This is a genomic window from Bradyrhizobium sp. AT1, from assembly GCF_001590795.1.
In the GTDB taxonomy this organism is placed as follows: domain Bacteria; phylum Pseudomonadota; class Alphaproteobacteria; order Rhizobiales; family Xanthobacteraceae; genus Bradyrhizobium.
Genome location: NZ_JXDL01000001.1, coordinates 4809988 through 4823619, shown reverse-complemented (window position 1 = coordinate 4823619; position 13632 = coordinate 4809988). Strand labels below are relative to the sequence as shown.

Genomic DNA, 13632 nt, shown 5'->3' with positions numbered 1-13632 from the left:
ATGCGCAGACTTAGTTCGCCGCCTTCGGCTTGTCGGTCGTGGCCTTGTTGTCGCCGCCGGGAGTGGGCGCGGCGGAGGCGCTGTTCTTGATGCCGTGGAGCAGGTCGTCGGCGAGCTTGAGCGCCTTGTCGTCCTTGGCGTCCGGCGGGACGTAGGACTGCGAGCCGGTCTTCTCGTCGCCGTCGTTCTTGAGATGGCCGCGCAGCGAAGCTTCGCCCTTGGTGTCGGTGCGCGATTTCAGCTCGTCCGGCACGTCCTGCAGCACTTCGATGTCGGGCACGATGCCCTTGGCCTGGATCGATTTGCCCGAAGGCGTGTAGTAGCGCGCCGTGGTCAGGCGCAGCGCGCCGTTGCCCGAGCCGAGCGGAATGATGGTCTGCACCGAGCCCTTGCCGAACGAGCGGGTGCCGACGATGGTCGCGCGCTTGTGGTCCTGCAGCGCGCCGGCGACGATTTCCGACGCCGAAGCCGAGCCGCCATTGACCAGCACGATGACGGGCTTGCCCTTGGTGAGGTCACCCGAATGCGCGGTGCGGCGCTGGGTTTCCTCGGCATTGCGGCCGCGGGTCGACACGATCTCGCCCTTCTCCAGGAACGAGTCGGAGACGGTGACCGCTTCCTCGAGCAGGCCGCCCGGATTGTTGCGGAGGTCGATGATGTAGCCCTTGAGCTTGTCGCCGATCTGATTCGAGAGGTTGGCGACCTCGCGCTTCAGGCCTTCGGTGGTCTGCTCGTTGAACGTGGTGATGCGGATATAGGCGATGTCGTCGGCCTCGACACGCGCGCGCACCGAGCGGACGCGGATGTTGTCGCGCACCAGCGTGACGTCGATCGGATTGTCCTGGCCCTTGCGGATGATCTTGAGCTTGATCTTGGTGTTGACGGGCCCGCGCATCTTCTCGACCGCCTGGTTCAGGGTCAGGCCCTGCACCGCCTCGTCGTCGAGATTGGTGATGATGTCGTTGGCCATGACGCCGGCGCGCGAGGCCGGCGTGTCGTCGATCGGCGAGACCACCTTGATGAGGCCGTCTTCCATCGTGACTTCGATGCCGAGGCCGCCGAACTCACCGCGGGTCTGCACCTGCATGTCGCGGAAGCTCTTGGCGTCCATGTAGCTCGAGTGCGGATCGAGGCCGGTGAGCATGCCGCTGATGGCGGATTCGATCAGCTTGGTGTCGTCGGGCTTCTCGACATAGTCGGAGCGCACGCGCTCGAAGACGTCGCCGAACAGATTGAGCTGGCGATAGGTGTCCGCGGTGGCAGCTCGCGCGCTCGAGCCCATGAACACCGCGCGCGGCTGCGTCACGAACAGCGTCAGCGCCGCACCGGTGGCTGCGCTGAGGAGGATTACTGAAGTCTTGCGCATCATCCGCGAACCTTCTCGCCTTCATTTGCGGCCCACCATGGGCCTGGATCGATTGGAGTGCCGTCCTTACGGAACTCGACATACAGCACAGGTTGACTCGCGTTCGTGGCGAGAATGGAAGCGACCTGTGAGGTCGATCCCATGGTCGCGACCGGCTCCCCCGTGAGCACAAACTGTCCGATGTTGACCGAAATGCGCTCCATCCCGGCGATCAGGACATGATACCCGCCCCCGGCGTTGAGGATCAAGAGTTGTCCATAGCTGCGGAACGGGCCGGAATAGACCACCCAGCCGTCACACGGGGTCGTGACCTGGGAGCCGGGCTTGGTCGCCAGCGAAATACCCTTCTGGACCCCGCCGACCCCGTCGGAACCGCCAAAATCCCTGATCTTGTTACCGTTAACCGGCAGCGGCAGGAGACCCTTGGCCGAGGCGAAGGCAATCGCGGGGGTGGTCCGGGAGCGGTCCTTGAATGCGCCCGGGCCGGATTTGGCGCTGGCGGCCGCGTTTGCCGCCGCTGCCTTGGCCTCCTTGGCCTCGGCCAGCTTTGCGGCCTCGGCGGCCTTCTCGGCGGCCTTAGCGGCGCTCTGCAGGTCCTGCTCCATCTTGGTGATCAGGCCCTGGAGATCGCCGACCTGCTTCGACAGCATGATCGCGCGCGAGTTCTCGGCGTCGAGATCCTTTTCGCGCGCCGCCTGCTGGCGCTGTCGCTCGTCGACCAGGGCGGTGAGCCGGGTCTGGTCGCTGCGAACTTTGTCGCGGTCGGCGGCGAGCTGGTCGCGCTCGGTCGCGATGGTCTTGCGCAAGGCCACGAGCTCGCCGAGCTCGCCTGCGATCTTTTCGGCACGGCCGCGCAGCTCCGGCACCACGGCGCCGAGCAGCATTGCGGTGCGCAGCGATTGCAGCGCATCTTCGGGCCGCACCAGCAGCGCCGGCGGCGTGCGCCGCCCGGCCCGCTGCAACGCCGCCAGCACCTCGACGATGTCGGCGCGGCGCGAATCCAGCGAAGCGCGCATCTCCTGCTCGCGGCCGTTGAGGCTTCGCAGCCGCGCTTCGGTGGCGTCGATCTTGGTCTCGACGGCGCGCACATTGGCGGCGGTGTCGATCAGTTGCTGGTTGAGCTGGGTGCGGTCCTGGCCGAGCGCGGTGATCTCGGTCTTGAGCTTGGCCTGTGCTTCCTCCGCGCTCTTCTGCCTGGCGCGGGCGGCTTCCAGCTCTTGCTCGCGCTGCTTGATGGCATCGGGCGAGACGGCTGCGGCTTGCTGTGCGGGATTTGCCGTCTGAGCTTGCGCGAGGCTTATGGAAGCTTGCGCGAGGCTTGCGCCGGCAAGGCTTCCGATCAGCAGCAGGTTGAGGAGCGGCGCTCGCATCGTGGCGGGAAAGGTGCTCGTTGTGGCGCGCATCACGCGCGGTGATAGGGGTGGCCGGCCAGAATGGTGGCGGCCCGGTAAAGCTGTTCCAGAAGCATGACGCGGACCATTTGGTGCGGCCAGGTCGCAGAGCCGAACGCGATCGCGAGCTTGGCCTTACGGCGCAATTCGGGCGAAAGTCCGTCCGCCCCTCCGATCACGAAGATAGTATGTCCGGCGCCTTCGTCCCGCCAGCGCCCCAGGTGCCGTGCGAATACGGTGGACTCGAGATTCTGGCCGCGCTCGTCCATCGCCACCAGGATCGCCTTGTCCGGAATATGCGCGGAGATCGCCGCGGCCTCCTCAGCCATCCGCGTCGCGGTGTCGCGCGCACGGCTCTCGGGAATTTCGTGGACCAGGAGCTCGCGGAATCCAAGCTTGCGGCCGGCCTCGTCGAACCGCTCGAAATAGCGGTCGGCAAGCTCCCGTTCGGGGCCCTGCTTCAGCCGGCCCACCGCAATGACAGCAACACGCATGATATCTTCAGGGCCGCGTTTTCAAGACCGCGCGCCATGAGCGCGCGCACGACGCTAACATGCGCGTCAGCCGATTCGAAATCGGCTCGATGGGCCTAGATCGCCTTCGCCGCCCCTGGACCCTGCGTGTACAACCGCTCGAGATTGTAGAACTCGCGGACCTCGGGTCTGAACACGTGCACGATCACATCGCCGGAATCGATCAGCACCCAGTCGCAATTGGGCAAGCCCTCGACGTGGATGTTCTTGATGCCGTTTTCCTTGAGGCCCTTGGCGACGTTCTCCGCGATCGCGCCGACGTGCCGGTTCACCCGGCCGGTGGTGACGATCATGTAGTCGGAGTAGGCCGATTTGCCGCGAAGGTCGATGGTGACCGTCTCTTCCGCCTTCATGTCGTCGAGGCGGGAGAGGATCAGGCTCAGCGTCTTGTCGGCGTCGGGTTGCGCCTTCAAGGCCGCAGCTTGGGTCGATGTTTTACGCGCCGGTTTTGCCTTGGGTAAAACAGACTTCGTTGAAGCTGACTTCGCTGAAGTCGACTTGGACAATACAGATGTGGTCAGGGACCATTCCTTTCACTGTATCGCGAACGCCGAATCCGGCGCCCACCGGTTACACTACATCATGTGGGGTTAAGGGTTTCAATATGCCAGAGAGCCCGGAGCCACCCCCGTCCGCACACTCTGTCTCACTTCGTACCTTTCCAGCTTCCGTCCGGGTTCCGCAGGCCCGTGGAGGACAGATTCAGCTTCAATCCGGTCAGGAATACCCAGGCCGGCGCCGGCTGGTCCGCGAGCAGCGCTGCCTTGTTCTCGGGCAGGCGGTAACGCGCTAGGGCCTTGGCGGCGGGCGAGGCGAGGGCACGAAAACTCTGCGGCGGACGATCGATGACCGCCATCGGCACCTGGCCGGCGATGCGCCGCCAGTCCTGCCATCGATGGAATTGAGCGAGGTTGTCGGCGCCCATGATCCAGACAAAGCGCAAGCCCGAGAGGCGGCGGCGCAAGGTGTTGATCGTGTCGATAGTATAGCGGGTGCGAATGACGGATTCGAGACAGCTGACCTCGATGCGCGGGTCGTCAGCGACGTCGCGCGCCGCCTGCATGCGCTCGCCGAGCTCATGCAGCGTGCCATTCTCCTTCAGCGGATTGCCTGGCGTCACCAACCACCACACGCGATCGAGCTGAAGGCGTTTCAGCGCGAACTGGCTGATCGCGCGATGAGCCTGATGCGGCGGATTGAACGAGCCGCCGAGCAAGCCGATGCGCATGCCCGACGTGTGGGCTGGTACGGCCTGCGCGAAGAAACGTGGCGCGACGAAATTGTTGCTCAATGCCCCGCGCCTTGCGTCGATTACGGCCGCGTCTGCCCGGTGCCGTGAACGCGATATTTGAAGCTCGTCAGCTGCTCGGCGCCGACAGGGCCGCGCGCGTGGAAGCGGCCGGTCGCGATGCCGATCTCGGCGCCGAAGCCGAATTCGCCGCCATCGGCGAACTGCGTCGAGGCGTTATGCAGCACGATCGCGGAATCCACCTCGCTGAGGAATTTGTTCGCAGCCGCCTCATCCGCGCTCACGATCGCATCGGTGTGATGCGAGCCGTGGCTCTGGATGTGCGCGATCGCGCCGTCGACGCCGTCCACCACCTTCGCCGCGATGATCGCGTCGAGATATTCGGTGTCCCAATCATCTTCGCTGGCGGGCTTTACGCGCGGGTCGGCCTTCTGCACGGCGTCGTCGCCGCGCACTTCGCAGCCCGCCTCGATCAGCATCTCGACCAGCGGCTTCAGATTCTTGCCGGCAGCGGCGCGATCGACCAGCAGCGTCTCGGCCGCACCGCAGACGCCGGTGCGGCGCATTTTTGCGTTGAGCACGATCGACTTCGCCATGGCGAGGTCGGCGCTGGCATCGACATAGACGTGGTTGACGCCTTCGAGATGCGCGAACACAGGCACGCGCGCTTCCTGCTCGACACGCGCGACGAGGCTCTTGCCGCCGCGGGGCACGATCACGTCGATGGTGCCGCCCAGGCCCGACAGCATCATGCCGACCGCCATACGGTCGCGCGTCGGCACCAGCGTGATCGCGGCTTCGGGCAGGCCGGCTTCGCGCAGGCCTTGCACCAGGCATTCATGGATCGCGCGGCAAGAGCGAAAACTGTCGGAGCCGCCACGCAGGATCACGGCATTGCCCGACTTCAGGCACAGCACGCCGGCGTCCGCGGCAACGTTGGGCCGGCTCTCGAAGATCACGCCGACGACGCCGAGCGGCACGCGCACGCGCTCGATGGTCATGCCGTTCGGCCGCTGCCAGCTCTCGGTGACGATGCCGACGGGATCGGCGATGCCGCGCACGATGCCGATGCCCTCGGCCATGCCCTCGACCCGCGCCGGGGTCAGCGTCAGGCGGTCGATGAAGGCGGAGGTGGCATTGCCGGTGGCGCGGGCCTCAGCGACGTCCTCGGCATTGGCGGCGAGAATGGCCGCGGAGTTCGCGCGGATCGCCCGCTCCATGGCTTCCAGGGCCCGGTTCTTCTGCTCCGGCGGCGCCAGCGCCAGCACGCGCGCGGCAGCGCGGGCACGGGTTCCGAGATCGGACATCAGCGCCTGAAGATCGGCATTGCCGTCAACGGCTTTGAGGGGTGCGGCCATGGGGTTTTCAACCTTTGCTAAGGCGGTGTCCTAGCACGGAAATCCCGGGCCTGCGAAGGGCGGGAAGGGTATGGCAGGGGCCCGGTTCGCCAGCGGTCGGCCAATGGCCGGGTTGTGCGCCGAATGCTCGATCGATCCTTGCGAACATCCAAAATATCAACAATTATCATTACTTGATATCGGAGCCCCTATGGCCAGCAGCTACAGCATTGGCAAGCATTTCGAGGACCTGATCGATGGTCTGGTCGAGAGCGGGCGCTATGCCAGCGCGAGCGAAGTCATGCGCGAAGGTCTTCGCTTGATTGAGGAGCGCGAAGAACAGCGCAAGCTCAAGCTGCAAGCGCTGCGGGAGGAAATCCAGAAGGGCTTTGACAGCGGGCCGATGGAGGAGGTGGATCCACGCGAGTGGATGAACGATATCAAGGCGCGGGGACGGCAGCGATTGGCTGCGCGCAAAAGTGGCAAATAGATTCCGCAAAACTCCACAAGCAGACCTCGATCTCGATTCGATCTGGGAATTCATCGCTTCCGACAGCGTTCCCGCCGCCGAGAAGCAGATCGGTCGCTTCGGCGAGATTTTCGAGATGCTGATGGAGAACCCGCTGGCGGGACGAGAGCGACGAGAATTGCGCGCGGACTTGCGCAGCTTTTCGGTCGGCAACTACATTATCTTCTATGTCCCGCTGCCCGATGGCGTGGAGATCATCCGCATCATGCATGGCCGCCAGGATATCGGCTCTGACGACATGCAATAGCGGCGGCTTGATTAGCCGCTACCCGCCCACCACCAGATCGTCGCGGTGGATCATCTCGGCGCGGCCGCTGATGCCGAGGATGGTCATCACGTCGGGGGAGGAGCGGCCCTTGATCCGCTCGGCCTCGTCGGCGTCGTAGGCGATCAGGCCGCGGCCGATCTCGCTGGTGTCGGGGCCGCGCACGATGACCGCATCGCCGCGGGCGAACTGGCCCTCGACCTTGATCACACCGGCCGGCAGCAGGCTGGCGCCGGCACGCAGCGCCGTCACGGCGCCGGCATCGATCGTCAGCGTGCCCTTCGGCTCCAGCGTGCCCGCGATCCAGCGTTTTCGCGAGGTGATGGGGTTCGCCGGCGTCAAAAACCAGGTGCAACGGCCGCCATCGGCGATCGCCTGCAGCGGGTGCTCGATCTTGCCGGAGGCGATCAGCATATGCGTGCCGCCGGTGGTGGCGATCTTGGCCGCCTCGACCTTGGTGCGCATGCCGCCGCGCGACAACTCGGACTCGGCATCGCCAGCCACCGCCTCGATCTCCGAGGAGATGCTCTCGACCACCGGAATGAGCTTGGCGTTCGGGTTGTTCTTCGGCGGGGCGTCGTAGAGCCCGTCGATGTCGGACAGCAGCACCAGCAAATCGGCGCTTGCCATGGTGGCGACGCGCGCGGCGAGGCGGTCGTTGTCGCCGTAGCGGATCTCGTTGGTCGCCACCGTGTCGTTCTCGTTGATCACGGGAATGGCGCGCCATTCCAGCAGCTTGCCGATGGTGGAGCGCGCGTTGAGATAGCGGCGGCGCTCCTCGGTGTCCTGCAAGGTCACCAGGATTTGGCCGGCGCCGATGCCGTGGGCGCCCAGCACCTCCGACCAGATTCGCGCCAGTGCGATCTGGCCGACAGCGGCTGCGGCCTGGCTCTCTTCCAGCTTCAGCGGGCCGCGCGGCAGCTTGAGGCGGCTGCGGCCGAGCGCGATCGAGCCGGAGGACACGACGAGGACGTCGCGGCCTTCCTTGTGCAATTTGGCCATGTCGTCGGCGAGCGCGGCGAGCCAGGACGAGCGCACCTCGCCCTTGTCGGAATCGACCAGCAGCGCGGAGCCGACCTTGACGACGATGCGGCGGAATTGACTGAGTTCGGGGCTGGCCATAGTGCGCCTGGACGATCTGCTCTGCATTGGAAACGGCGGAGCGAGAGAGCGGCGCCGATAGGCCGCTTTTGCAGCAGGACGATGGCCGGCGCAAGGCGGCAAGGATGGCAACGGATGGTAAACGGCGAAGGTCGGCCTTGCCTTGGCCGTTTACCGGGTTCTAATGCCGGCAACCAAAAATGGGCTGGAGGGAATGCGTATGGATCGCCGCGAATTTATGGCTGGATGTGTCGCCCTGCCGCTGCTGGCGCAGGCCGGTGAGGCGCAAGCGCAGGCCGGGTTGACCAAGATGATCTTCCCGTTCGCGGCGGGGGCCGGCGCCGACACGCTGTGCCGGCTGATCGCGCAGGAGATGGCGCCGGCATTGCAGCGGACCATCGTGGTCGAGAACCGCACCGGCGGCGACGGCCTGATCGGCATCAAGGCGGTGAAGGGCGCAAGCCCCGACGGCAGCATGGTGCTGGTGACGACGGGGCCCACCATGTACCTGCTGCCGATGGTGGAGACGAATCCGAGCTTCGACACGGCGAAGGATTTCATGCCGGTGTCACTGCTGGCGCGCTTCGAATTCGCGCTGGTGATCAACCCCGCGGTCGAGGCCACCGATTTCAAGAGCTTCGTGGCGTGGCTGAAGGCGCATCCGGACAAGACCTCGTTCGGCGTGCCCAGCAACGGCACCATTCCGCACTTCATGGGCTCCAAGCTCGAGAAGGACCTCGGCATTCCCCTGACGCGCGTGCCCTACCGTGGCAGCGCGCCCATCCTCAACGACCTCGTCGGCGGCCACATTGCGTTCGGCATCGTGACGCTGGCCGACGCGCTGCCGCAGCACCGCGCCAAGGGCGTGAAGATCATCGCGGTGTCGAGCACGGAACGCTCGCCCTTCGCGCCCGAGGTTCCGACGCTGAAGGAAAGCGGCATCGATCTCGTCGCCGACGCCTGGTACGGCATGTGGCTCCCCGCCGGCAGCCCGCCGGAATTTGCGAGCAAGCTCGGCGCGGCCGCAAGCGCGGCGCTCGCCAAGCCCGAGGTGAAGGAGAAGCTCACGGCGATCGGGCTGATCCCGGTCGGGTCGACCCCGGATGGATTGACCAAGGAGCTCGCCGCGAACATCGCGCTGTGGCAGCCGATCGTGAAGGCGACGGGCTACAAGATCGAGAACTAGAGTCTCCCGCGGCGCCACACACTCAGCCGTCATGGCCGGGCTTGACCCGGCCATCCACGTGCGTCCGCGATTGCCGCTGGACGTGGATGCCCGGGTCAAGCCCGGGCATGACGAATGGAGAGGGCCTCGCTCACATCTTGGCGCGCTGCGCGATGCCGTCCTTGATCGCGGCGAGTTCGTTCTCATCCCAGATGCCGATCAGAACGCCGTTCTTCACCTGGAGCTGGTTGTCGGCATAGGCCGCGATCTTCTCGCGGGGGGTGGTGATGTGGCCGCTCGGATGCAGTGCCCAGTCGAACAGCTCGGCCTGCAATCGCGCGATGATGCCTGCACATTCAGGATCGTCGCCGCGATCCAGATATTCTTCCGGATCGGTGTCGAGATCGTACAGCATCGGACGGAAGCCGGAGGCGTGGATGTATTTCCAGCGGCCGTCGAACACCATGAACAGGCGGCAGCGCTCGATCGGCTGGTTCAGCTTCAGCCGGACGTCCTGCATGGCGTAGTCGTATTCGGAGAACGCGACCTTGCGCCAGTCCGCCGGCGTCGGCCCGCGCAGCAGCGGCAGCAGCGAACGTCCTTCGAGAATGTGGCCCGGCACCTTGCCGCCGAAATAATCGACAAAGGTCGGCGCGAGATCGATCGCCTCGACCAGCGCCTCGCTGCGCGTGCCGCGCGTGGCGTCGGCCTCTTGCGAGGGATCGATGATGATCAACGGAATCTTCGCCGACTGCTCGTGGAACAGGTCTTTCTCGCCCATCCAGTGATCGCCGAGATAATCGCCGTGATCGGAGGTGAAGACGATCATGGTGGTGTCCAGCAGGCCGCGTGCCTCCAGAAACTTCATCAGCACGCCCATCTGGTCGTCGATCTGGGTGATCAGGCCCATATAGGTCGGGATCACCTTCTCCCGCGCCTCGTCGCGCGCCATGTTGCGGGAGTAGCGCATGTCCATATAGGCGCCGAACACCGGATGCGGATTTTGCCGCTCGCGCTCGGAGCGGGTCACCGGAATCATGTCATCGGTCGAATACATGCTGGCATAGGGCTCCGGCGCGATATAGGGCCAGTGCGGCTTGATGTAGGACAGATGCAGGCACCACGGCCGGCCGTCGGTCTCGGCCTCGCTGATGAAATCCATCGCCCGCCGCGTCATGTAGGGCGTCTCGGAATGCTCGTCCGGCACGCGCGCGGCCTTGTCGGCATGCACCAGCAGCCAGCCGTTCTGCAAGCTGCCGTCTTCCGCCGCGCCGGAATTGGCCCAGTGCTCCCAGGGATTGCTGGCCTCAAACCCGTGCTGACGCAGATATTCGTCGTATTTCGGGCGCGGCCGCCCCGTGGGGTGCAAGCCGTCGTCGCGCTCGTAAGGCTCGAAGCCGCATTCGGCGACATGCACGCCGATCATCGATTCCGGGGGTATGCCGAGCGCCTTCATGCCTTCGAGATCGGGCGCCATGTGGGTCTTGCCGACCAGCACATTGCGCACGCCGATCTTCTTCAGGTGATCGCCGAGCGTGGGCTCGCCGACACGCAAGGGCCAGCCGTTCCAGTGCGAGCCGTGCGAGCGCATGTAGCGTCCCGTGTAGAACGACATCCGCGACGGGCCGCAGATCGGCGATTGCACATAGGCCTTGCTGAACAGCACGCCGCGCCTCGCCATGGCGTCGATGTTCGGCGTCTTCAGCGTGGGATGGCCGGTACAGCCGAGATAGTCATAGCGAAGCTGGTCGCACATGATCCAGAGAACGTTCTTCGCGCGCGCCATGCGTCATCCCTGCAGTTTCTTGATTGTGCGATGCTGCGATATTGGAGCGGCGATGACAAGCCGATGATGCGCGCAGCTGAGGCCACTCAAGCCGCTGTCGTCCCCGCGTACGCGGGGACCCATAACCCCAGGAGGAAGTTTGGCGAAGACTAGTTGTTCGGGACTGCGATCATGCCTAATCGATAGATCACGCGGTATGGGTCCCTGCGTGCGCAGGGACGACAGTAGTTCACGCCGACCACGGCTCCGCTTCGGCTGCGCTCTTGGCCTTGGCCGACACCGGGGCCTCGCCGATCACCGCGACGAGCGCGCGCAGCGCTTCCTTGACGCCGTCGCCGGTGACCGCTGACAGCAGCAGCGGCGTCTTCTTGGCGGCGCGCTTCAGGCGCTCCTTCTGCTTCTTGAGCTCGTCCGGCTCGACCGCGTCGATCTTGTTCAGTGCGACGATCTCGATCTTGTCGGTGAGCTGGCCGCCATAGGCGTCGAGCTCCGTGCGCACCGTCTTGTAGGCCTTGCCGGCGTGCTCGCAGGTCGCGTCGACCAGATGCAGCAGCACGCGGCAGCGCTCGACATGGCCGAGGAAGCGGTCGCCGAGGCCGGTGCCTTCATGCGCGCCCTCGATTAGGCCGGGGATGTCGGCCAGCACGAACTCGCGGCCGTCGGCGTTCACGACGCCGAGTTGCGGATGCAGCGTGGTGAAGGGATAGTCGGCGATCTTCGGCCGCGCCGCGCTGACCTTGGACAGGAAGGTCGACTTGCCGGCATTGGGCATGCCGACGAGACCGGCATCGGCAATGAGTTTCAGCCGCAGCCAGATCCAGCGCTCCTCGCCGACCTGGCCGGGATTGGCGTTGCGCGGGGCGCGGTTGGTCGAGGTCTTGAAATGCGCGTTGCCGAAGCCGCCATTGCCGCCCTCGGCCAGCACGAATTTCTCGCCGACCTCGGTGAAGTCGTGGATCAGCGTCTCGCGGTCCTCGTCGAAGATCTGCGTACCCACCGGAACCTTCAGCACGATGTTCTTGCCGTTGGCGCCGTGGCGGTCCGAGCCTGAGCCGTTCTCGCCCTTCTGGGCCTTGAAGTGCTGCTGGTAGCGGTAGTCGATCAGCGTGTTGAGGCCGTCGGCGACCTCGATGATGACATTGCCGCCGCGGCCGCCATTGCCGCCGGAGGGACCGCCGAATTCGATGAACTTCTCGCGGCGGAACGCCACGCAGCCGTTCCCGCCGTCACCGGAGCGGATATAGACCTTTGCTTCGTCGAGGAATTTCATGGGCCATAGGTAGGCCAGCCGGCCCCCTGCGGCAACCCGAGAGACCCGCAAATCGGCCGAATTTCCGCGAATTGCGGCCCTTGCTTAACCAGTCGGTCGCTTCCGGATCAGGAATGTCTGCGTCCCCTCCAGCACCAGCTCCTTGCGCTGGTTGAATACGGTGCTGCGCAGCGTCACCGTGCCGGTGGTGCGGCCGGGCACCAGCTCGGTGACCTCCAGCGCGGGATAGAGAGTGTCGTCGGCATAGACGGGTTTGAGAAAACGGCTGGATTGCTCAAGGAAGCCGACCAGGGACTCCTCGACCATGAACGGAAACAGGCCGGCGCCGGGCGCGGTGTGGATCAGGGTCTGGAAGCCGTGGGCGAGCAGATGCGGCATGCCGCGGCTGCGGCAATATTCCACATCGTAGTGCACGGGATGGGTGTCGCCGCTCGCGGTCTGGAACGCCGCGAAGATTGCCGAGGTCTGGGTCCGGCTCGGCAGCACGAAGCGTTCGCCGAGGACGAAATCCTCAAACCAGCGTTGCGTGGGGATCATGCGATGCCGGGAGGGATCGAAATCGGTCATGTCAAAGCTCGTTCTGTCGATGTGGCGTTATCGCTACTGCGATGCGAAGAGTGCGGCAATCCGTTCAATTCAGCGTGGCGGGCTTGTCCGTATTGCTCATGGCATTACAACGGCGCCAATGCCCATCTTCAAGAACCTCTCCGCCTATGACGATCGGTCCGCGCGCCTCGCCGGCATCGGGCTGATGGTGCTGTCGATCTTCATGTTCTCGTTCGGCGACGCCATGGGCAAATTCCTGGTCGGGACTTATTCGGTGGGACAGCTGCTGTTCCTGCGCGCCTGCGCCGCGCTGCTGCTGTTGTCGCCGCTGATCTGGCGGCAGCGTCACCAGTTCCTGCATCTGGAGCGGCCGCGCCTGCAGCTGTTCCGTGTCGTGCTCTCGACGCTGGAGGTCGCCGCGTTCTTCCTCGCCACGGTCTATCTGCCGCTCGCCGACGTCATCACCTATTATCTCGCCGGCCCGATCTTCGTCACCGCGATGTCGGCGATCTTTCTGGGGGAGAAGGTCGGCTGGCGGCGCTGGACCGCGATCCTGATCGGCTTCTGCGGCGTCCTGATCGCACTGCGGCCCTCGGCGCAGACCGTCAGCCTGCCGGCGCTGATCGCACTCGGCGGCAGTCTGTCCTTTGCGACCTTGATGCTGATCACGCGCAGCCTGCGCAAGACGCCCGATATCGTGATGGCGTCCTCGCAATTCGTCGGCACGTTCTCGCTCGGCGCGGTGCTGTCGGCGTTCAACTGGGTGCCGCCGACATCGGGCAGTCTCGTGATCTTCGCCGCCGCCGGGCTGATTTCGGTGACGGCGCTGTTCTGCGTCAACCGCTCGCTCAAGCTGGCGCCGGCGAGCGTCGTGGTGCCCTATCAATATTCCATGATCGTGTGGGCCGTGATCTTCGGCTTCGTCGTGTTCGGCGACGTGCCGTCGGTCGCGACGCTGATCGGCGCGGCGATCATCATCGGTGCGGGATTCTATATCTATCTGCGCGAGCGCGATCTGGGGCGCGAGAGCGAGCAGGTGAATCCGCCAGCGTAGCTCTTACCCTCCCCTGGAGGGGGAGGGTCGATCGCGCGCA

At 65.2% G+C, this 13632-nt stretch carries 14 protein-coding genes; 4 read left to right on the top strand and 10 right to left on the bottom strand.

Features of this window, described 5'->3' with window-relative positions:
- Positions 1 to 10 precede the first annotated feature (10 nt).
- From SE92_RS22365 to SE92_RS22340, 6 genes are all read right to left on the bottom strand, one after another.
- Positions 11 to 1369: a S41 family peptidase gene (locus SE92_RS22365; RefSeq protein ID WP_063198418.1), complete on the bottom strand. Its 1359-nt coding sequence runs from the start codon at positions 1367 to 1369 to the stop codon at positions 11 to 13.
- Positions 1366 to 2736: a murein hydrolase activator EnvC family protein gene (locus SE92_RS22360; RefSeq protein ID WP_063203703.1), complete on the bottom strand. Its 1371-nt coding sequence runs from the start codon at positions 2734 to 2736 to the stop codon at positions 1366 to 1368. The genes SE92_RS22365 and SE92_RS22360 overlap by 4 nt, the downstream gene beginning before the upstream one ends.
- A 32-nt stretch (positions 2737 to 2768) precedes the next feature.
- On the bottom strand, positions 2769 to 3251 hold the full coding sequence (gene rlmH / locus SE92_RS22355) for a 23S rRNA (pseudouridine(1915)-N(3))-methyltransferase RlmH (protein WP_063198416.1): 483 nt from the start codon (positions 3249 to 3251) through the stop codon (positions 2769 to 2771).
- 95 nt (positions 3252 to 3346) lie between these two features.
- Positions 3347 to 3703 (bottom strand): ribosome silencing factor, encoded by a 357-nt coding sequence (gene rsfS / locus SE92_RS22350; protein ID WP_027515020.1) that lies wholly within the window; start codon positions 3701 to 3703, stop codon positions 3347 to 3349.
- Between the two features lie 233 nt (positions 3704 to 3936).
- Positions 3937 to 4581: a nicotinate-nucleotide adenylyltransferase gene (locus SE92_RS22345; protein ID WP_063198415.1), complete on the bottom strand. Its 645-nt coding sequence runs from the start codon at positions 4579 to 4581 to the stop codon at positions 3937 to 3939.
- Positions 4582 to 4601: 20 nt separating this feature from the next.
- A complete protein-coding gene (locus tag SE92_RS22340; RefSeq protein ID WP_063198413.1) occupies positions 4602 to 5897 on the bottom strand; it encodes a glutamate-5-semialdehyde dehydrogenase in 1296 nt (431 codons plus the stop codon).
- 190 nt (positions 5898 to 6087) lie between these two features.
- Here SE92_RS22340 and SE92_RS22335 point away from each other — a divergent pair, with 190 nt between their 5' ends.
- Together SE92_RS22335 and SE92_RS22330 are read left to right on the top strand one after the other, a co-directional pair.
- Complete coding sequence (locus SE92_RS22335) at positions 6088 to 6366, top strand: type II toxin-antitoxin system ParD family antitoxin (protein ID WP_063198411.1); 279 nt, start codon at positions 6088 to 6090, stop codon at positions 6364 to 6366.
- Complete coding sequence (locus SE92_RS22330; protein ID WP_063198409.1) at positions 6356 to 6652, top strand: type II toxin-antitoxin system RelE/ParE family toxin; 297 nt, start codon at positions 6356 to 6358, stop codon at positions 6650 to 6652. Before SE92_RS22335 ends, SE92_RS22330 begins: the two co-directional genes overlap by 11 nt.
- A gap of 18 nt (positions 6653 to 6670) precedes the next feature.
- Here the strand turns inward: SE92_RS22330 and proB are convergent, their stop codons facing one another.
- Complete coding sequence (gene proB, locus SE92_RS22325) at positions 6671 to 7792, bottom strand: glutamate 5-kinase (RefSeq protein ID WP_063198408.1); 1122 nt, start codon at positions 7790 to 7792, stop codon at positions 6671 to 6673.
- Between the two features lie 217 nt (positions 7793 to 8009).
- Here proB and SE92_RS22320 point away from each other — a divergent pair, with 217 nt between their 5' ends.
- Positions 8010 to 8957 carry a Bug family tripartite tricarboxylate transporter substrate binding protein gene (locus tag SE92_RS22320; protein ID WP_245324666.1) on the top strand — a complete coding sequence of 316 codons (948 nt, stop codon included), beginning with the start codon at positions 8010 to 8012 and terminating at the stop codon, positions 8955 to 8957.
- 130 nt (positions 8958 to 9087) lie between these two features.
- Here SE92_RS22320 and SE92_RS22315 read toward each other — a convergent pair whose 3' ends face one another.
- The 3 genes from SE92_RS22315 to SE92_RS22305 form a co-directional block, all read right to left on the bottom strand.
- Positions 9088 to 10722, bottom strand: a complete 1635-nt coding sequence (locus SE92_RS22315; RefSeq protein WP_063198404.1) for an alkaline phosphatase family protein — start codon at positions 10720 to 10722, stop codon at positions 9088 to 9090.
- Positions 10723 to 10951: 229 nt separating this feature from the next.
- Positions 10952 to 11992 carry a GTPase ObgE gene (obgE, locus tag SE92_RS22310; RefSeq protein ID WP_063198402.1) on the bottom strand — a complete coding sequence of 347 codons (1041 nt, stop codon included), beginning with the start codon at positions 11990 to 11992 and terminating at the stop codon, positions 10952 to 10954.
- Between the two features lie 84 nt (positions 11993 to 12076).
- On the bottom strand, positions 12077 to 12559 hold the full coding sequence (locus SE92_RS22305; RefSeq protein ID WP_063198401.1) for a MaoC family dehydratase: 483 nt from the start codon (positions 12557 to 12559) through the stop codon (positions 12077 to 12079).
- A gap of 118 nt (positions 12560 to 12677) precedes the next feature.
- Here SE92_RS22305 and SE92_RS22300 point away from each other — a divergent pair, with 118 nt between their 5' ends.
- Positions 12678 to 13592, top strand: coding sequence for a DMT family transporter (locus SE92_RS22300; RefSeq protein ID WP_063198399.1), 915 nt, complete (start codon positions 12678 to 12680; stop codon positions 13590 to 13592).
- Positions 13593 to 13632 lie beyond the last annotated feature (40 nt).